This is a genomic window from Actinoplanes sp. CA-252034 (assembly GCF_050956125.1).
Classification (GTDB): Bacteria; Actinomycetota; Actinomycetes; order Mycobacteriales; family Micromonosporaceae; genus Actinoplanes.
Map to the genome: position 1 here is coordinate 3,128,305 of NZ_CP191846.1, position 19,196 is coordinate 3,147,500.

General features: G+C 70.6%; 19 protein-coding genes (1 of these 19 running past the window's edge). 14 read left to right on the forward strand and 5 right to left on the reverse strand.

Features of this window, described 5'->3' with window-relative positions; all coding sequences use genetic code 11:
* The first annotated feature begins 79 nt into the window (after positions 1–79).
* From ACQPZW_RS14040 to ACQPZW_RS14060, 5 genes are read left to right on the forward strand one after another with little or no spacing between them, the layout of a single operon-like run.
* Positions 80–1,198 (forward strand): FAD-dependent monooxygenase, encoded by a 1,119-nt coding sequence (locus ACQPZW_RS14040; protein WP_433795301.1) that lies wholly within the window; start codon positions 80–82, stop codon positions 1,196–1,198.
* A gap of 11 nt (positions 1,199–1,209) precedes the next feature.
* Positions 1,210–2,151: a VOC family protein gene (locus ACQPZW_RS14045; RefSeq protein WP_433795302.1), complete on the forward strand. Its 942-nt coding sequence runs from the start codon at positions 1,210–1,212 to the stop codon at positions 2,149–2,151.
* Positions 2,148–3,065, forward strand: coding sequence for a fumarylacetoacetate hydrolase family protein (locus ACQPZW_RS14050; RefSeq protein WP_433795303.1), 918 nt, complete (start codon positions 2,148–2,150; stop codon positions 3,063–3,065). The genes ACQPZW_RS14045 and ACQPZW_RS14050 overlap by 4 nt, the downstream gene beginning before the upstream one ends.
* Positions 3,066–4,208 carry an alpha/beta hydrolase family protein gene (locus tag ACQPZW_RS14055; protein WP_433795304.1) on the forward strand — a complete coding sequence of 381 codons (1,143 nt, stop codon included), beginning with the start codon at positions 3,066–3,068 and terminating at the stop codon, positions 4,206–4,208.
* The gene (locus ACQPZW_RS14060) at positions 4,192–5,130 is read left to right on the forward strand and encodes a cyclase family protein (protein WP_433795305.1); all 939 of its coding nucleotides are present in this window, start codon (positions 4,192–4,194) and stop codon (positions 5,128–5,130) included. The genes ACQPZW_RS14055 and ACQPZW_RS14060 overlap by 17 nt, the downstream gene beginning before the upstream one ends.
* A gap of 50 nt (positions 5,131–5,180) precedes the next feature.
* Here the strand turns inward: ACQPZW_RS14060 and ACQPZW_RS14065 are convergent, their stop codons facing one another.
* Complete coding sequence (locus tag ACQPZW_RS14065) at positions 5,181–5,495, reverse strand: DUF3817 domain-containing protein (protein WP_433795306.1); 315 nt, start codon at positions 5,493–5,495, stop codon at positions 5,181–5,183.
* Between the two features lie 124 nt (positions 5,496–5,619).
* Between ACQPZW_RS14065 and ACQPZW_RS14070 the strand changes: the two genes are divergently transcribed.
* On the forward strand, positions 5,620–6,174 hold the full coding sequence (locus tag ACQPZW_RS14070) for a hemerythrin domain-containing protein (RefSeq protein ID WP_433795307.1): 555 nt from the start codon (positions 5,620–5,622) through the stop codon (positions 6,172–6,174).
* Positions 6,175–6,422: 248 nt separating this feature from the next.
* On the opposite strand, the gene ACQPZW_RS14075 is transcribed toward ACQPZW_RS14070, so the two are convergent.
* A complete protein-coding gene (locus ACQPZW_RS14075; RefSeq protein WP_433795308.1) occupies positions 6,423–7,208 on the reverse strand; it encodes an SAM-dependent methyltransferase in 786 nt (261 codons plus the stop codon).
* Between the two features lie 77 nt (positions 7,209–7,285).
* On the opposite strand from ACQPZW_RS14075, the gene ACQPZW_RS14080 reads away from it, so the two are divergent.
* A complete protein-coding gene (locus ACQPZW_RS14080) occupies positions 7,286–9,592 on the forward strand; it encodes a PAS domain S-box protein (protein ID WP_433795309.1) in 2,307 nt (768 codons plus the stop codon).
* A 23-nt stretch (positions 9,593–9,615) separates the two neighbouring features.
* On the opposite strand, the gene ACQPZW_RS14085 is transcribed toward ACQPZW_RS14080, so the two are convergent.
* Positions 9,616–10,074, reverse strand: a complete 459-nt coding sequence (locus ACQPZW_RS14085) for a hypothetical protein (RefSeq protein ID WP_433795310.1) — start codon at positions 10,072–10,074, stop codon at positions 9,616–9,618.
* 240 nt (positions 10,075–10,314) lie between these two features.
* Here ACQPZW_RS14085 and ACQPZW_RS14090 point away from each other — a divergent pair, with 240 nt between their 5' ends.
* The 7 genes from ACQPZW_RS14090 (at position 10,315) to ACQPZW_RS14120 (ending at position 18,243) form a co-directional block, all read left to right on the forward strand.
* Complete coding sequence (locus ACQPZW_RS14090) at positions 10,315–11,373, forward strand: sporulation protein (RefSeq protein ID WP_433795311.1); 1,059 nt, start codon at positions 10,315–10,317, stop codon at positions 11,371–11,373.
* Positions 11,374–11,586: 213 nt separating this feature from the next.
* Positions 11,587–12,612, forward strand: coding sequence for an ABC transporter substrate-binding protein (locus ACQPZW_RS14095; protein ID WP_433795312.1), 1,026 nt, complete (start codon positions 11,587–11,589; stop codon positions 12,610–12,612).
* Positions 12,609–13,409, forward strand: coding sequence for an ABC transporter ATP-binding protein (locus ACQPZW_RS14100; RefSeq protein ID WP_433795313.1), 801 nt, complete (start codon positions 12,609–12,611; stop codon positions 13,407–13,409). Before ACQPZW_RS14095 ends, ACQPZW_RS14100 begins: the two co-directional genes overlap by 4 nt.
* Positions 13,402–14,271 (forward strand): ABC transporter permease, encoded by an 870-nt coding sequence (locus ACQPZW_RS14105; protein ID WP_433795314.1) that lies wholly within the window; start codon positions 13,402–13,404, stop codon positions 14,269–14,271. The genes ACQPZW_RS14100 and ACQPZW_RS14105 overlap by 8 nt, the downstream gene beginning before the upstream one ends.
* Before the next feature lie 23 nt (positions 14,272–14,294).
* Positions 14,295–15,191 (forward strand): TauD/TfdA dioxygenase family protein, encoded by an 897-nt coding sequence (locus tag ACQPZW_RS14110; RefSeq protein WP_433795315.1) that lies wholly within the window; start codon positions 14,295–14,297, stop codon positions 15,189–15,191.
* A complete protein-coding gene (locus ACQPZW_RS14115; RefSeq protein ID WP_433795316.1) occupies positions 15,191–16,558 on the forward strand; it encodes an LLM class flavin-dependent oxidoreductase in 1,368 nt (455 codons plus the stop codon). Before ACQPZW_RS14110 ends, ACQPZW_RS14115 begins: the two co-directional genes overlap by 1 nt.
* Positions 16,559–16,767: 209 nt before the next feature.
* Entirely contained in the window at positions 16,768–18,243 is a 1,476-nt protein-coding gene (locus ACQPZW_RS14120; RefSeq protein ID WP_433795317.1) for an MFS transporter, read from the forward strand.
* A gap of 9 nt (positions 18,244–18,252) precedes the next feature.
* Here the strand turns inward: ACQPZW_RS14120 and ACQPZW_RS14125 are convergent, their stop codons facing one another.
* Positions 18,253–18,855 carry a 2'-5' RNA ligase family protein gene (locus tag ACQPZW_RS14125; protein WP_433795318.1) on the reverse strand — a complete coding sequence of 201 codons (603 nt, stop codon included), beginning with the start codon at positions 18,853–18,855 and terminating at the stop codon, positions 18,253–18,255.
* Between the two features lie 28 nt (positions 18,856–18,883).
* Positions 18,884–19,196, reverse strand: the 3' portion of a protein-coding gene (locus ACQPZW_RS14130) for a hypothetical protein (RefSeq protein ID WP_433795319.1). 293 nt of this gene lie beyond the right edge of the window; only the last 313 of its 606 coding nucleotides appear in the window; its start codon lies beyond the right edge, outside the window; the stop codon is at positions 18,884–18,886.

The following is a 19,196-nucleotide window of genomic DNA, read 5'->3' on the forward strand; positions in this document are numbered from 1 at the left end:
CACCAACTTGAGCTTCCCTGATGAACCGCCGCCACGGGACAGTGGTCCCAGTCACAGGGGTAACAGAAGGGAAACCGCCGTGCCGGCAGTTCGTAATGTTCTGGTCGTCGGTGGTGGCGCCGCGGGCGCCGCCGTGGCGATCCTGCTCGCCGAGGGCGGCGTCTCGGTCGACCTGGTCGACGTCAAACCCGATGTGGCCGCGCTCGGCTCCGGCATCACCCTGCAGGGCAACGCGCTGCGCGTGCTGCGACAGCTCGGCGTCTGGGAGAGGATCAAGGCCGAGGGGTACGCGTTCGACACGCTCGGCCTGCGCGCCCCGGACCCGGCCGGCACCCTGATCGCCGAGCTCACCGACATCCGCACCGGTGGCGAGGACCTGCCCGCCACGCTCGGCATGTACCGGCCCACCCTGGCGGCGATTCTGATCGAGCGGGCCTCGTCGGCAGGCGCCAGGATCCGTTTCGGCGTCACGCCGACCGCTCTGGACGGCACCACGGTCACCTTCGACGACGGGTCGACGGCCACCTACGACCTGGTCGTCGGCGCGGACGGGCTCCGCTCCTGGACCCGCCGGCAGCTGGGCATCGACGTCGAGCCACAGCCGGTCGGCATGGGCATCTGGCGCACGTTCACCACACGGCCGGCGAGCGTGACCCGGACCGACCTGTTCTACGGCGGGCCCGCCTACATCGCCGGGTACTGCCCGACCGGCGCGGACACGCTCTACGCGTACCTGGTGGAGGACGTGCAGGACCGGTCCGGCCTGTCGCCGGAGCAGGCGCTCGCCACCATGCGGGAGCTGGCCGGCGCCTACCACGGGCCCTGGGACGAGATCCGGGACACCCTGACCGATCCGGCCCGCGTCAACTACACGGCCTTCGAGAGCCACGTCATCGACGGCCCGTGGAACCGCGGCGAGGTCGTCCTGATCGGCGACGCCGCCCACAGCTGCCCGCCCACCCTCGCCCAGGGTGCCGCCCAGGCCCTCGAAGACGCGTCCGTGCTGGCTGAGCTGCTGCTCCGCGAGGACGCCATCACCGACGGGCTCTGGCAGGAGCTCACCGCCCGTCGCCTCGACCGCGCGAAGACGGTCGTCGAGGCCTCCCTGCAACTGACCCGCTGGCAGCTCGCCCACGAGCGCGGCGACGTCCCCGGTCTGATGGCCCGCGTCGCCCACCTCGTCGCCACGCCCGCGTGAAAGGAAAGTCGATGAACGACGAACGACTCATCACCCACCTGCGCCACGTCGATCTGGCCGTGCCCGACTACGACCGGCAGCTCGAGTTCTACACGTCCATGTGGGGCCTGGACGCCGAGACCACCGACGAGGGCATCGCCTTCCTGGCCGCCGCCGGATCACCGGAGCAGTACTCGGTGCGGCTGCGCAAGGCCACGGAGAAGCGGCTCGACCTGGTCGCCTTCGGCGCGGCGGACCGGGCCGACGTCGACGCGCTCGCCGAACGTCTCGGCCGCTCCGGCGTGACCCTGATCAACGAGCCGGATCTACTGCAGACCCCGGGCGGGGGGTACGGCTTCCGCTTCTTCGACATCGACGGCCGTACCGTCGAGGTGTCCTCCGACGTGGCCGTCCGGCAGCACCGCAAGGTGGAGGAGGGCGAGTCCGTCCCGGTCAAGCTCTCGCACGTGGTGATCAACTCGCCGAATCCGGAGGCGACCGTCGCCTTCTACGACGAGCACCTGAGCTTCGCGCTCTCCGACACCCTGATGCACCCGCGGATGGGCTCGATGATGTGGTTCCTGCGCACCAACCGCTGGCACCACAGCCTCGCGATCGCCCGGGGCCCGCACGTCGCCCTGCACCACGCGTCGTTCGAGATGCGGGGCATCGACGAGTACATGCGCGGCACCGGCCGGCTGCTGCGCGGCGGTGTCGAGAAGGTGTGGGGGCCGGGCCGGCACATGGCCGGGAACAACACGTTCAGCTACTTCCTCGACCCGCACGGGAACACCATCGAGTACACCACCGAGCTGGAGGAGCTCGACGAGGACACCTGGCACCCGCACCTCTACGACTTCTCCGACCCCGCCGTGAGCGACCAGTGGGGGACCGCGAACCCGATGAACGAGTTCGTCGCCAAGCAGTCGTTCAACGACGTCGACCGCGGCATCTTCGTCGCTCCGCCGGTATGAGGCTGGCATCCTTCCGGCACGACGGCCGGGACCGGACGGGACGGATCGACGGCGACCGGGTGCTGCCGTTCCGCGGCGATCCCACGATGCTGGAGATCATCGCCGGCCGTCCGGTGGAGACCGGCGATCCGGTCGCCGTGGCCGCCGTGCGCCTGCTGGCGCCACTGCAGCCCACGACACTTCGCGACTTCGTCACGTTCGAGGAGCACGTCGAGGGCGTCCGGCGCAGCATCGACGGCTCCGGGGGAGTCCCCGAGGCGTGGTACGACGCGCCGACGTTCTACTTCACCAACCCGCACCGGATCTACGGGCCGGACGACGAGGTCCCGTTTCCGGTCCGGTCGGTGAACCGTGACTTCGAGCTGGAGGTCGCCGCGGTCGCCGGGCCGGACGGGTCGATCTTCGGCTACACGATCCTCAACGACTGGTCTGCCCGTGACCTGCAAAAACGTGAGATGCAGGTGAACCTGGGGCCGGCCAAGGGCAAAGACTTCGCGAGCAGCCTCGGCCCCTGGATCGTCACCGCCGACGAGCTGGAGCCGTACCGGCGGGACGGGTTCCTCGACCTGTGGTGCTCGGTCGAGGTGAACGGCGCCGAAGTCGGCCGTGACCTGCTCGGCAACATGGGCTGGACCTTCGAGACCATGATCGCCTACGCCGCCCGGGACAGCCGGATCGTGGCCGGCGACGTGTTCGGCTCCGGGACTGTCGGCAACGGCGGCTGCCTGGCCGAGCTCTGGGGCCGCAACGGCCGGCAGGAGCCACCCCCGCTACGCGACGGCGACGTGGTGACCCTGACGGTCGAGGGCATCGGCAGCCTCACCAACCGGGTGACCTCCGGCGCCCCCACTGAAGATCTTCCGCGCGCCCGCCGCCGTGACCAGGCACGGGCGCGAGCAGAGAGGCGGCACTGAATGTTCGAGTACTTCCCCGGCAACTACGTCTGGAACCTGGGCGTCGTCGCCACCCTGAACAGCGGCGGCCTGATCGACGAGGTGGACCGCGCGTGCCGCCCGATCAAGGAACTGGCCGCGCGGGGCGCCGACGTCGGCACCAGGCAGTTCATGGCGTCGTGGGCCGCGGTGGCCGAGGACCTGGCGTCGCAGGCGGCGGCGGACGAGGCGGCCGGGCACACCCGCACCGCCGGCCAGAAGTATCAGCGGGCCACCAACTACCTGGCCCAGGCCGAGCGGATGCAGAGCGCCAAGTCGCCCGATCGAAGGGCGTTCTACCAGCGGCTTCTCGACCTGCAGCAGAAGGCGTTCGACCTGATCGACCCGGACACCACACGGGTGGAGATCCCGTTCGAGGGGGCGCTGCTGCCGGCGTACTTCAAGAAGGCCTCCGACTCGCCGGCTCCCACGATCATCCTGTGGAACGGGCTCGACTCGACCAAGGAGCACATGTACGCGTCCGGCTTCGCGCACGAACTGGCCGCACGGGGCGTCAACACGCTGATGGTCGACTGCCCGGGCAGTGGGGAGGCGCTGCGGTTCCTCGGGCTGACCGCCCGCGTCGAGACCGAGGACTGGGCCGCGGCCTGCGTCGACTACCTGCTCACCCGCGACGACGTCGTTCCCGCGAAGATCGGGCTGGTGGGCTGGTCCCTGGGCGGCTACTACGCGCCCCGGGCCGCCGCGTTCGAGAAGCGGCTCGCGCTCTGCGTCGCGTGGGGCGCCAACCACGACTGGGGAGCCGTGCAGAAACGGCGTCTCGAACGCGAGGGGGAGAACCCGGTTCCGCACTACTGGGACCACGTGCTGTGGGTGTGGGGCGAGAGCGACCTCGACACGTTCGTCAAGAAGGCGGAGGCGGTCAACCTCGACGGGGTGGTGGAGAGGATCACCGTGCCGTTCCTGATCTGCCACGGCGAGAACGACCGGCAGATCCCCCTGGAGTACGCGCACCGCTCCTACCGGCAGGCCGTCAACTCGCCACGGCGTGACCTGCGGATCTTCACCCCGGCCGAGGGCGGGGCGGAGCACATCGGGCTCGACCACTTCGCGCACGTCCAGACGTACATCGGCGATTGGATCCTCGATGTTCTCCAGGACTGACCCGGAGGGCTCGATCGCGGCGGCGGCGAAACGGTGCTCCAACTGGGGGCGGTGGGGCGCTGACGACGTACGCGGCACGATGAACTTCCTGACCCCGGAGAAGCGTGTGCAGGCGGCGTCGCTGGTGCGCCGTGGGGTGTCGTTCTCGCTGTCGCAGTCGTTCGACGCGAACGGCCCGCAGAAGGGCTGGCGGCGCCGGACCAACCCGGTGCACACCATGCTCGACACCGGCACCGACGCGGCCGCCGGGGTGCAGGGCTTCCCGCACGGCATCGGGGGCGCCGACGACGTCATCGCCATGCCGCTGCAGTGCTCGACCCAGTGGGACGGCCTCGGCCACATCTTCGACCACGGCTACGCCTGGAACGGCCGTCGCGCCGCCGACGTGGTGACCAGCCTCGGCGACGCGTACACCGGCATCGAGACCGTCGCCGACGTGATCACCGGGCGCGGGGTGCTGCTCGACTTCGGCGACCTGCCGGACGGCTTCGCCATCACCGCCGACCACCTGGCGGCGACCGCGCAGAGTCAGGGCGTCGAGATCGGGAGGGGCGACATCGTGCTGGTACGCACCGGCCAGCTCGCCCGGGCCCGCCGGGACGGCTGGGGCGACTACGCCGGAGGGCCCGCCCCCGGTCTGTCGTTCACCACCGCCGACTGGCTGCACCACACGGAGATCGCCGCGATCGCCACCGACACCTGGGGTTTCGAGGTGCGGCCCAACGAGTTCGACGACGCCTTCCAGCCGCTGCACCAGGTGGCGATCCCGCACATCGGCCTCTTCATCGGGGAGATGTGGGACCTGGACGCTCTCGCCGCGGACTGCGCCGCCGACGGTGTCCACGAGTTCTGGCTCACGGCCGCCCCACTGCCGATCACCGGCGCGGTCGGCTCACCGGTCAACCCGATAGCGGTCAAGTGAGGTGACGTGTGGGGGCGCGTCGATCGACACGCCCCCACCGCCGGCGGAGCTCAGGCGGTGGCGGCCACCGGCTCCGCCGCCGGGCGGCGCTTGGCCACCCAGCGCTCGAAGATCAGGGTGGTGAGCGGCGGGATCGAGGCGGCCAGGCCGAACAGCACCCGCCACAGCGACCAGCGCTCGGCCCGGGCCACCCAGAGCGTCGCGAACAGGTAGGCGACGAACAGGGCGCCGTGCACGGGACCGAACAGCCGCACCCCGGCCTCGGTGGTCTCCGTGACGTGTTTCAGGAACATGCCGACGAGCAGGCCGGTCCACGAGAACGCCTCGGCGATCGCGGTGATCCGGAAGATCCGGAACGGTTGCACCCTTGGTCTCCCCTCACATGGTTCCACCGCAGCGTACGGCGGGGAAGATGTACGTTTCCTGAAGGATGATCCGTCCGTTTTCGGGTATTGCGCCCCTTGTTCACTGAGAGATCGAGGGGGAGTCGTGCCCGACATTGTGGAGATCATCAAGGAGCAGCACCGCCAGGTCGAGGAGCTGCTGACCCGCGCCGAGAAGGGCGACGGCGACAGCGCCGCCCTCATGCAGGAGGTGGCGCGACTGCTGCTGCCGCACTCCGAGGCCGAGGAGGCGTTCGTCTACCCCACCATCCGCGACCTGGCCACCGAGGCCGGCGACGAGGTCAAGGACGGCGCCGTCGAGCACCACCAGGTCGAGGAGATGCTGCAGAACCTGCTGCGCGGCGACAGCGACGACCCGGGCTACGACGGCACCGTCGCGGCGATCGCCGGCGAGCTGCGCCACCACGTCCGGGAAGAGGAGGAGGAGCTGCTCCCGATCCTCACCGAGCGCCTCGACGACACTGCGCGCGAGGAGATGGGCCGCCGCTTCATCGAGGCCACCACCGGCGAGGACCTGCCTTCCGGAGGCGACCACGAGGCCACCCGCCGCGAGCTGTACGACAAGGCCCGCGACCAGGAGATCCCCGGCCGCTCCCGGATGAACAAGCAGGAGCTGGCCGACGCGGTCGGCGAATCCTGACCGGTACGCCGATACTGGTCATGTGGGTGAGTCGATGCCGGAGCGGATGCGCCCGTGCCGTCGCTGTGGGCATCCCACGCGGGTGGACCGCATGGTGCAGGGGTACGGGCGCAACTGCGCGGCTCTGCTCGGGCTGATCGGCGGCACGGTGGACACCGGGCATTCCGGGCCGGACCTGTTCGATCTGCTCGAGGTGGAGCCGGAGGACAGTTGTGACGGCTACGACCGGCCGGCCGATGCCGGGATCGCTATCTCTCGGCGACGCCGGCCAGGGTCAGGAATCCTTCCGCGCCGGTGACCGGGTCGTCGGGGCGCCACCGCGGGCCGTGCACCAGGCCGGGCTCGACCATGGTCCAGCCGTCGAAGAAGCGGGACACCCGGGCGGCGTCGCGCAGCACCAGAGGGGTGCCGGTGCGGCTGTAGAGCTCGGCCAGCCGGTCGGTCAGCTGGGGGTCGCTGCTGGACGTGGCATGGGAGATCGCCAGCAGGCTGCCCGGCGCCGTGGCCTCCCGGTAACCGAGCAGCGCCGCGTCGAGGTCCGGCCCGTCCGGTAGGAAGTGCAGCACCGCGACCATCAGTACGCCGACCGGCCGGCTGAGGTCGAGCAGGTCGCGGGCCTCCGGCGTGTCCAGGATCGCGGCCGGGTCCCGCAGGTCGCTCTGCAAGATCGCGGTCTGGTCGTCGCCGTCGAGCATGTGCCGGGAGTAGAGGACCGCGGTCGGGTCCCGGTCGACGTAGACGACGGTCGCGTCCGGGGCCTCCTCGCGGGCCACCTCGTGCACGTTGCGCTCGGTGGGGATGCCGGAGCCGAGATCCAGGAACTGACGGATGCCGCGGCGGGTCGCGTACCGGACCGCCCGTTGCAGGAACGCCCGGTTGGCGCGGGCGATCGACGGGATCTCGGGCAGGAGCTCGGCGGCCCGGGCGGCCACGGCACGGTCGGCGGCGAAGTTGTGCGTGCCGCCGAGGAAGGCGTCGTAGATGCGGGCGGCGCTGGGACGATTCGGGTCGATCGGCGGCGGTACGGTACTCACGACGCCAGCTTTTCCCTAAAATAGCAAGCTCATACCGAAATATCATGATCGAAGTATCTTTGGGGTGGGAGGCATCGGTGGAGTCAACCGGCATCCCGGGGCTCCTGCTCGATGCCGCCCCGGACGCGATCATCGTGAGCCGCGCGGACGGCACGATCACCATGGCCAACCGCCGCGCCCACGACATGTTCGGCTGGCCGGGGGAGCACCTGGTCGGGCGCTCCGTCGACGACCTGGTGCCGGAGGAGGCCCGCGACCGGCACCCACGCCACCGGCTCGCGTACCTCTCCGGCGCCCACCAGCCGCTGCGGCGGCTGCCCCTGCGCGGCCTGCGCCGTGACGGCAGCGTCTTCCCGGTGGAGATCTCGCTGGCAGCGGTGGCCGGGCCGGACGGGGAGACGTACGTGACCGCGGTGCTCCGCGACGACACGAGGCAGCGTGAGGCGGCCCGGACCCGTGCGCTGCTCGCCTCGATCGTGCAGTCGTCGCACGACGCGATCGTCACCACCGACCTGGACGGCCGGGTCCTGTCGTGGAACCCGGGCGCCGAGGCGCTCTACGGCCACCCGGTCTCCGACGTGATCGGCCACTCGATCGACCTGATCATCCCGGCGGAGCGCCGCAGCGACGAGGAGCAGGTCCGGCTGATGGTGCGCCTGGGCGGCCGGGTGGACCGCTACCGCAGCGCCCGCCGCACCGCCAAGGACGAGGTCATCGCCGTCTCCACGCTGGTGTCCCCGCTGCTCGACGAGGACGGCACGATCATCGGCACGACCAGCATCACCCGTGACATCAGCGACCGGGAGCGGGCCGAGGCACGGGTGCAGGCGATCCTCGACGCCGCCCCGGACGCGGTCCTCGGTGTCGCCGAGTCGGGTGATGTGGTGCTGGTGAACGCCGAGGCCGAGCGGCTGTTCGGCCATCCCCGCCACGACCTGCTGCACATGCCGGTGAGGCTGCTGCTGCCGGACGGGTTGCCGGCGGTGTCGGCGGTGCTGCGGACCGGCGGTGACAGCACCCCGCTGGACACCGAACGGCCCGTGGAGGATCCCGGCCAGCGCTGGGCCACCCGGCGTGCGGTTCGGCGCGGCGGGATCGAGGTCCCGGTCGACATCGCGTGCAGCGCCCTGCGCACCGACAGCGGCGCGGTGATCGTCGCGGTGGTGCGGGACATCTCCGGCCGGCTGGCCGACGAGGAGGAGCGCCGCCGGCTGCGCGAGGAGGCCGACCGGCAGCGCCTCGAGTCCCGCATGCAGCAGGCACAGCGGCTGGAGAGCCTCGGCCAGCTGGCCGGCGGGATCGCCCACGACTTCAACAACCTGCTCGCGGTGATCCTCAACTACGCGTCGTTCATCGTCGAGGACGCGGCCGGCACGCCACCGGCCGTCGACGCGGAGCAGATCGCCCGGGCCGCCCGCCGCGGCAGCGACCTCACCCATCAGCTGCTCGCCTTCGCCCGCCGCGAGGTGATCCGCCCGCGCCCGCTCAACCTGAACACCGTGGTGACCGAGGTGCATCAGATGCTGGAGCGGTCGCTGGGCGAGCACATCGCCCTGACCGTGCGCACCACGGCCGGCCTGCCGTCGGTGATGGCCGATCCCGGTCAGCTGGAGCAGGTGCTGGTCAACCTGGCCGTGAACGCCCGCGACGCGATGCCCACCGGCGGTCGCCTGACCATCGACACCGCCCTGGTCGACGTCGACTTCGAGCACGCCGCCGCCCGCGCCGGTCTGTCCACCGGCCGGTATGTCCGGCTGCGGGTCTCCGACACCGGCACCGGCATGCCACGGGAGGTGATCGACAAGGCGTTCGAGCCGTTCTTCACCACCAAGCCCAGCGGGCAGGGCACCGGGCTCGGCCTGGCCACCGTCTACGGCATCATCACGCAGGCCGGCGGGACCGTGCAGATCTACTCCGAGCCGGACATCGGGACCACGTTCACCATCCTGCTGCCGGCCACCGACGTCGAAGCCCGTGAGGAGGCCGCGGAGGACTCGGTGGCGGGGCTGGCCGGGCACGGCGCGACGGTCCTGGTGGTCGAGGACGAGAGCGCGCTGCGCGAGGTGACCTGCCGGATCCTGCGGCGCGGCGGCTACACGGTGCTGGCCGCCGACGGCGGCGAGGAGGCGCTGCGCCTGGCCGCCGAGAACAGCGTCGACGTCCTGCTGACCGACGTGATCATGCCCAACATGCTGGGCAAGGACCTGGCCGATGCGGTCCGGTCCCGATGGCCGGACACCAGGGTCCTCTTCATGTCGGGGTACGCCCAGCCGGTCCTCACCACGCACGGCACCCTGGCCGCCGACGTCCATCTGCTGGAGAAGCCGTTCACCAGCGCCGAGCTGATGCGCGCCCTGCACGACGAGCTCCGCGCCAAACCGTGATCCACCCCCTCCGGCGTACGGCGTCAACCGTTGACGAACAGCCCGATGCAGGCGCAGATCGCCAGGGTGGCGGCGGCCAGCAGCAACGTGAGAGCGGCGACCGCCCCCGGATAGCGCTGCGGCGGCACGCCCAGGGCCCCGCGCAGGAACGACAGCATCGGCGCCCGGTACTCCAGCTCCAGGGTCCGCCCCGGCACCACCAGCACGGTGGTGTCCGCGGCGCCGAGCCGGGAGCGGGGCAGGGAGGGCACGTGGACGTGCACGTGGTGCTCGCCGAGCGCCACCGACTGCACCACCCGCCCCCAGTACGCCGGAACGCCCTGCCCGTCGATCTCCAGCACCGGCGCGTAGAGCCGGAGCAGGAAGGCGAGCGGCGCGTGGCGCAGGGTGACCGCGATCGCCGAGTCGTCGTCGCGGCGTGACGAGTCGACCGGCGGGAACCCCGGTGAGGAGGGCCGATAGGGCGGCGCGATGGTGGCCATGGCCCGCGCAGAATATGCCGGGCGACGGCTTCCGGAAAACCCCGTGACGATCCGGTGTGGAGCGGCGGCCGGTCACTCGGTTCGGCGGAATGCCGCGGCAGGCCCGCCGACCTGCCCCGTGACCTTGCACGATGGTCGTACCGTCGGGTGTGGAAGTGCATCCGACCAGCACTTTCCCAGCGTTCGTACAGCGGGCGTTGCTAGGTTTCACCAGGCACGTAATCGAAGCGGGAGAACATCGTGGTCTTCAAGAAGTTGCTCGGTGCCCTGGGAGTCGGTGGGCCGAGCGTCGACACTGTGCTGTCGAACCCGAGCACCTACCCGGGTGCTCCGCTGACCGGCAACGTCAACCTCGTCGGTGGCACACAGGACGCGGACATCGAGCACATCACCCTCGGTCTGGTCACCCGGATGGAGGTGGAGGGCGGCGGCGGCGACTACTCGGCGGTCAGCGACTTCCTGCGGATCCCGGTGACCGGCCCGATGCGCCTGGCGGCCGGCCAGCAGCTGTCCATCCCGTTCCGCATCGACATGCCGTGGGAGACGCCGATCACCACGGTCTACGGGCAGACGCTGCGCGGCATGGTGATGGGCGTGCGCACCGAGCTGGCCATCGCCCGGGCGATCGACAAGGGCGACCTGGACGCGGTGCACGTGCACCCGCTGCCGATCCACCAGCGCATCCTCGACGCGTTCGCGCAGCTCGGCTTCCGGTTCAAGTCGGCCGACCTGGAGTATGGGCAGATCTACGGTGTCCACCAGACGCTGCCGTTCTACCAGGAGATCGAGTATTTCCCGCCCCAGCAGTACGCGCACGCCATCAACGAGGTCGAGCTGACCTTCGTCACCAGCCCGCACCAGGTCGAGGTGGTGCTGGAGTTCGACAAGCGCGGCGGGCTGTTCACGCAGGGCCACGACACGTACGGGCGTTACACGGTGTCGCACGCCGACGCCGACACGACCGACTGGCGTCAGGTCGTCGACGGCTGGGTCCGCCAGTCGGTCGACCGTCGTAAGTCGATGCCGGGCTTCGGCGCCCCGCAGCCGGGTTACGGCGCCCCTCAGCCCGGTTACGGGCACCCGCAGGCCGGTTACGGTCATCCGCAGCCGGGATACGGGCACGGCCACCACGGTCACTACCGTCAGCAGGGCCACCACGGTCACTACCGCGGGCACGGCCGCCACGGCTCGGGCATGGGCGGTATGGCGATGGGTGTCGCCGGTGGTCTCGCCGCGGGTTACGTGGCGGGCGAGGCGTTCGACGAGATCGGCGACGCCTTCGAGGGCGGCGACGAGTAGGGATTCGGCGAAAGGGGCGGGAGCTACGGCTCTCGCCCCTTTTTCCTGCCCCAATCTCTACTCACTCTATGGGAAAAGTATGTGGGCTGGGTCACAAAGTGGCTGACGTGGAGTGTTCGGAGCCTTACGTTTCTGAAATCGCCCTTGGAACGCCGACAGCCGCTCGCGGCCCGCCGGTCGATGACACGCGCACCCTCCCTGAAGGAGCCCCTGATGACAACCCGCAGATCCGCCCTCGCCGCCGCCCTGACCGGTGTCCTCGCCGTCTCCGGCCTCGCCGCCTGCGGCGGATCCGACGCGGCCGCCGCGGCGGGCGAACAGGTCAAGGAGCTGCGCTACCAGGGCAGCGTGGGCGCCGTGACCCTGCCCGAGCTGGCCGCCGACCTCGGCTACCTCGGCGATCTGAAGCTCAACTGGATCGGCAACACGATCAGCGGCCCCCAGGACATCCAGGCCGCCACCACCGGCGACACCGACTTCGGCGGCGCCTTCAACGGCGCGATCGTCAAGCTCGCCTCGTCCGGCGCCCCGATCACCGCGGTCATCGGCTACTACGGCGTCGACGACGTCACCTTCAACGGCTTCTACGTCCTCGACGACAGCCCCATCAAGTCGGCCCGCGACCTGATCGGCAAGAAGATCGGCGTCAACACGCTCGGCGCCCACTCCGAGGCGATCACCAAGACCTACCTGACCAAGGCCGGTCTCACCGACGACGAGATCAAACAGGTCGAGCTGATCGTGGTGCCGCCGGTCAACACCGAGCAGTCGCTGCGCGCCAAGCAGATCGACGTGGCCGCCCTCGGTGGCACCCTGCGCGACAAGGCCCTCGACCGGGGCGGCATCCACGCCCTCTACACCGACTACGACCTGCTCGGGAAGTTCACGGCGGGCAGCTACATCTTCCGCGACGACTTCCTCAAGAAGAACCCGGACACCGTCAAGACGTTCGTCTCCGGCGTCGGCAAGGCCGTCGAATGGTCCCGCACCACCCCGCGCGACCAGGTCATCGTCAAGCTCAAGGAGATCATCGCCAAGCGCGGCCGCCAGGAGGACGACAGCCAGATCCAGTTCTGGAAGAGCTACGGGGTCAACGGCAAGGGCGGCGTCATCGAGGAGCGCGAGTTCACCACCTGGATCGAGTGGCTGGACCGGGCCGGCGAGCTGAAGAAGGACATCAAGGCCGGCGACATCTACAGCAACGACTACAACGCGTACGCCACCGGCGGTGCCGCATGACCGCGAAAATCGTCTTCGAGAACGTCGGCAAGACCTTCACCGCCCGCGGCAAGACGATCACCGCCCTTCAGGACATCAACCTGGCGGTACGCGACGGCGAGTTCCTGGTCATCGTCGGCCCCAGCGGCTGCGGCAAGTCCACGCTGCTCGACCTGCTCGGCGGCCTCACCGAGATCTCCAGCGGCCGGATCCTCGTCGACGGCAGGCCGGTGACCGGCCCCGGCCTGGACCGCGGCATCGTCTTCCAGCAGTACGCGCTGCTCCCGTGGCGCACCGCCCAGGGCAACATCGAGTTCGGCCTCGAAGCCAAGGGCGTCGGCCGTAGGGAACGTGCCGAGAAGGCCCGCGAATACCTCGACCTGGTCGGCCTGACCGGCTTCCACGACCGCTACCCGCACGAGCTGTCCGGCGGCATGAAACAGCGCGTCGCGATCGCCCGCAGCCTCGCCTTCGACCCCGATGTGCTCCTGATGGACGAGCCGTTCGCCGCACTCGACGCGCAGACCCGTGACGGCCTGCAGGACGAGTTGCTGCGCATCTGGGAGAAGACCGGCAAGACCATCGTCTTCATCACCCACGGCATCGAGGAGGCCGTCTACCTCGGGCAGCGGGTCGCCGTCCTCACCTCCCGGCCCGGTCGGATCAAAGCGGTCGTGGACGTGCCGATCGACGCCCGGTCGGCCAGCGAGGACCTGCGCTCCGACCCGGAGTTCGCGCACCACCGCCACGAGATCTGGACCCTGCTGCGCGACGAGGTCGACCGAGCCCGCAACGAGGAGTTGAAGGTCAATGTCTAGCATCGAGCTGCAGAACGCGACGGTCGCCCAGCTGCTGGTCAACCAGGCCGAGCCGCGGACCGACCCGGTCGCGGCCGTCCGTGGGCCCGGCCTCGCCCGGCGAGCGGGCAGCCTTCTCGGGGCGGTCCTCACCCGTACCATCGCGATCGGTCTTCTCGCCGCGGTGTGGGAGATCTTCCCGCGCCTCGGCCTGGTCGACGCGACCTTCCTGCCGCCGCTGTCCGAGGTGCTCGCCGCCTGGTGGGACCTACTCGTCTCCGGCCAGTTGTGGAGCCACACCGAGGCCAGCCTGATCCGCTCGGCCGCCGGATTCGGCCTGGCGATCCTCATCGCCGTCCCGCTCGGCCTGCTGATCGGCTGGTACAGCCCGGTCGCCAACCTGCTGAACCCGCTGCTCGAAGTGTTCCGCAACACCGCGGCCCTGGCCATCCTGCCGGTCTTCGTGCTGATCCTGGGCCTCGGCGAGACCTCCAAGATCTCGATCATCCTGTACGGCTGCACCTGGCCGATCCTGCTGAACACGGTCAGCGGCGTCCGTACCGTCGACCCGCTCCTGATCAAATCGGCCCGGTCACTGGGCCTGGGACCTCTCCGGCTCTTCCAGAAGGTCGTCCTTCCCGCGGCCGTGCCGACGATCTTCACCGGCATCCGGCTGGCCGGCGCCGCCTCGATCCTCATCCTGATCGCCGCCGAGATGGTCGGCGCCAAGGCCGGCCTGGGCTACCTCATCAACTACGCCCAGTACAACTTCGCGGTCCCCGACATGTACGCCGGGATCATCACGATCTCCGCCATCGGCCTGCTGGTCAACCAGCTCCTCATCGTCACCGAGCGCCGGTTCTCCACCTGGCGCACCAACTAGTCCGTTTCCGGAAAGGACCGAGAATGAGCATCGACATCACGCGCATCGGTGGCCGGATCGGCGCCGAGATCTCCGGCGTCGACCTGAAACTCCCGATCGAGCCCGGTGACGCCGGCGCGATCCACGACGCCCTGGTCGAGCACAAGGTGCTGGTCTTCCGCGGGCAGCACCTCGACGACGAGCAACACCAGCGGTTCGCCTCGATCTTCGGTGAGCTGACCCTCGCCCACCCGACCGTCCCGTCCGTCGACGGCCAGGCCAACGTCCTCGAAGTAGCCGGTGGCGAGGGCGCCCGTGCCAACGCCTGGCACACCGACGTGACGTTCGTCGTCGCCCCGCCCAAGGCCACCACCCTGCGCAGCCTCGTCATCCCGCCCTACGGCGGCGACACGCTGTTCTCCAACACCGCCGCCGCCTACGCCGACCTGCCCGAGCACCTGCGCCTGCTGGCCGACCGGCTCTGGGCCGAGCACTCCAACGAGTACGACTACGCCGAGCACCCGCAGTTCCGCTCGACCGAGGTCGAGGAGTACCAGAAGGTCTTCGTCTCCACCCGCTACCGCACCGCCCACCCGGTCGTGCGCGTCAACCCCGACTCGGGTGTGCCCAACCTGTTCATCGGCAACTTCGTCACCGGGATCATCGGCCTGTCCAAGACCGAGGGCCGTGACATCCTGCGCCTGCTCCAGCACTACGTGACCCGCCCGGAGAACACCCTGCGCCACAAGTGGCAGGTCGGCGACATCGTCGTCTGGGACAACCGCAGCACCCAGCACTACGCCGCCGACGACTACGGCGACCTGGCCCGCAAGCTGCACCGCGTCACCGTGGCCGGCGACGTCCCGGTCGGCGTCAACGGTGAGAAGTCGCGGATCCTCGAAGGCGACGAGGCCACCCACTACACCCCGCAGGTGCAGTGATGACCCGTCCCGGCCAGTTGCACCTCAACGCCTTCCTGATGAGCGTCGGCCACCACGAGGCCTCCTGGCGGCTGCCGGAGAGCGACCCGTACGCCGACCTCGACGTCGAGCACTTCAAGAACCTCGCCCGGATCGCCGAGCGCGGCCGCCTCGACTCGCTGTTCCTGGCCGACGGCCCGGTCCTCTGGGACCAGGTCGGCCGCCGCCCGTCCGGCGTCCTCGAACCGACCGTGCTGCTCACCGCCCTTGCCGGGGCCACCCAGCACATCGGCCTGATCGCCACCGCGTCCACCACCTACAACGAGCCCTACAACCTGGCCCGCCGGTTCGCCTCCCTCGACATCGTGTCCGGCGGCCGGGCCGGCTGGAACATCGTCACCACCGCCGGGCTCGACGCCGCCCGCAACTTCAACCTCGACGAGCTGCCCGCCCACAGGGAGCGCTACGAGCGGGCCGCCGAGTTCGTCGACGTCTCCCTCAAACTCTGGGACTCCTGGGACGACGACGTCATCGTCGCCGACAAGGAGACCGGCGTCTGGGGCGACGACACCAAGATCTACCCGCCGTCGCATCGCGGGCGCTACTACTCGGTCGCCGGAGCGCTCAACGTCCCACGATCGGCACAGGGACACCCGGTGCTCGTCCAGGCCGGATCGTCGGAGAACGGCCGCAACTTCGCCGCTCGTTATGCCGAAGCGGTCTTCACCGCACACCAGACGCTCGCCGACGCGCAGGAGTTCTACGACGACCTGAAACGCCGCACTTTCGAGTTCGGCCGCGATCCCGACCACATCAAGATCCTGCCCGGCATCGTCCCGATCATCGGCCGCACCCAGGCCGAAGCCGACGCCCTCGAAGCCGAGCTCGAACGCCTGATCCGCCCCGAGTACGCGCTCGCCCAGCTGGCCGGGCTCCTCGGCATCGACGCGTCCGAACTGTCCCTCGACGCGCCGCTGCCGGCGAACCTGCCGGAGGAGGAGCAGATCGAGGGCGCCAAGAGCCGGCGCACCCTGGTCGTCAACCTCGGCCGCCGGGAGAACCTCACCGTCCGCGAGCTGATCGGCCGGCTCGGCGGCGGCCGGGGCCACCTCACCTTCACCGGCACGGCCGTCCAGGTCGCCGACAAGATCGAGCACTGGTACTCCCACGGCGCCGCCGACGGCTTCAACATCATGGCCCCGGTCCTGCCGTCGGGACTCGAGGCCTTCGTCGACCAGGTCGTGCCGATCCTGCAGGAACGCGGTCGCTTCCGCACCGAGTACACCGGCCGCACGCTGCGCGACCACTACGGTCTGCCACGCCCGGCCAACCGCAACACGACGGCCGCCCGGACCGTCACCTCCGACACGGGCGCGCTCACCCGATAACAGCAGCGCGCCCGCCCAACGGCCTGGCGGCGGACGGCCCCTCCTGCCGTCCGTCGCCCGCCCAACGGCCCGGCGGCGGGCGGCCCCTCCTGTCCGTCCGGCGCCGTCCGCCCGTGGGTGGAGCAGCCGCGACAGGTCCGCGGGACACGACGAACGTGGGGCAGGGCGGGACCGGGTGGCTGCGTCTCGGGCGTGGTGAACCGTACGACATGAGGGGTTCCGATCTTTTGAAACGCGCCGCCACGGCCGCGCTGGGCGGCCTCTGCCTCGCCACCGCCGCGTATTCGGTCCTGCAGTCGCTGGTCGTGCCCGCGCTCGGCGTGTTCCAGCGCGAGCTCGGCACCACACCGTCCGGTGCCGCCTGGCTGCTCACGGCCTTCCTGCTCAGCGCCTCGATCTCCACACCGGTCCTCGGCCGGCTCGCCGACGCCTATGGCAAACGCCGCATCCTCCTCGTCGCCCTGACCGCGATGAGCCTGGGCGCTCTGACCTCAGCCCTCGCCACCGATCTGCCCGTCATGGTCGCCGGCCGCGTGGTCCAAGGCCTCGGCGGCGCGGTCTTCCCGCTCTGTTTCGCCCTGGTCAGAGACCATCTACCAGCGGCCGACCGCCCGCGCGCCTTCGTCAAGATATCGACGGTCATGAGCGTCGGAGGCGCCGCCGGAACCATCACCGCCGGCCCGATCCTCGCGCTGCTCTCCTCGCGCTGGCTGTTTCTGATCCCCGCCCTGGTCTCCGCGCTCGCGATGATCCCGGTGGCCCTGCTACTGCCGCGCTCCCGACCGCCGACTTCCCGAACCCGCCTCGATTGGTACGGCGCAGCGCTCCTCTCCACCTGGCTCGGCCTACTGCTGTTCGCGATCAGCCGCTTCCCGGATCCGGGCTGGCCCTGGTCCCTCGCCGCGGCGGCGGTGGTCGCCCCGCTCTGGTGGCGCAGCCAGCGCCGCCCCGATTCGCCCGCCCGGGTCTCCCGTCCGCCGCGCCGCGCCGTGCCGCGGTTCGGGGGCGCGGGTTCGCCTCGCCGGCTGTCGCTGCGTTCCGGCTCCCGGCGGCGGGTCGAGCCGCTCATCGATCTGGCCACCCTCGCGCTGCCCACGGTGCGTGCCACGAACGCCGCAACCCTCCTGCTCGGGTTCGGCATGTTCGGCTCATGGATGGTGATCCCGCTGCTGATCGTCGACCGGTTCGCGGTCGGCCCCACCGTCGTCGGCCTGGCCATGCTCCCCACCGCGGTCGGCAACCTCCTGATCATGCCGGTCCACCGCCGGCTCACCGCCGGTCAGGGGCCGCGCGCCGCCCTCGCCGCCGGGATCGCCGCGGCCGGACTGTCCTACCTGGCGCTCGCCGTCCGGCATGACACCCTCCCCCAGGTCCTCCTCGGCATCCTGGTCATGGGCGCAGGCATCGGATTGGCGTTCAGCGCGGTCGGGGCTCTCGTGGTCGAAGCCGTCCCCGCCGAACAGACCGGCGTCTCCGCGGCCGTCAACACGGTCATGCGCACCGTCGGCGGAAGCCTCGGCACCGCCGTCGGCGGCTCGGTCCTCACCTGGTCGGCGGGGGAGTCGTCCTACGTGACCGTCCTCCTGCTCTACGCCGCCGCCCTGGCCGGCGCGCTGATCTGCGCGATCCAGGTGCCCCGTCCGGCCCTGGGCGCGACCGCCGCCTCCATCGAATCGCCGGCCTGATCCCGCACGCTACGAAGCGGCTGCCGGGCCGGTCCGGCTCGGCCAGTCCGGTGCCCGCAACAGGGGAAACCGCTGCTCGATCGTGAACGCCTCCGCGGTCGTCGTGGTGTGGACGATCTCCGAGATGGTGAACTCGCCGCTCAGCGAACTGCCGCGCAACGCCTCCCAGCACTCCGGGCCACGGCTCGACGTGCGCGGATGCACGATTGTCGCGTGGGGCGGGAAGCCGGAGGTCAGGCCGGGCGCCTGTCCCAGGATCCGGTGGCGGAGATGCGCCCACGCGCCGTCGACGTCCTGGACGGCCACGAACACACCGCCTTGCCCCTCGTCGAGGGTGATGATCGCCCCCAACCTCAGCCGGAACGGCGCCGTCCCGGCGATCGGCTCTTCGACCTGCCGAGGCTCCAGGACCCGTTCCTGCGCCGGCCTCCCGTCGCGGATCTCCGGGCGCGGCGTCGGGCCGGCCGGTTGCCGGATCAGAGCCTCCTCGGGGTAGAGCAGCGTCACGTGCGCGGGAACGACCGCCGCCATGACCGGATCCCACGTTTGTCGCCGGCTCTCCAGGAGCGTGGCCGGCGGCCCGGCCAACAGGATCGTCAGGTGGCGTCTCATCCGCGGTCCCCGTGCATGAGCCGGCCGATCAGAGCTCGGCCGGAGCGGACTGGCGGCGTGCCTCGGTCACGTCGGCCATCAACTCGTCCCAGCGTGGGTCGGGACGGAACCGGGCCAGCGGAACCGTCGCCGCGGCTCGTGCCGAGGTGTACTCCCACCACGCGGCCACCCGGACCGGCCACAGGCCGACCCGCATCGCGCCGGCTATGAAGCAGCGGTGCGCCAGGATCGTCGCGCCGAGCATCTCCGGGTCGAGCTCCACGGCCGGGTCGTCGATCGCCTTGCCGAGCGCGCGGACGTCACGGTGCATCTCCGAGTAGGCGATCATGCCGGGCATCGCC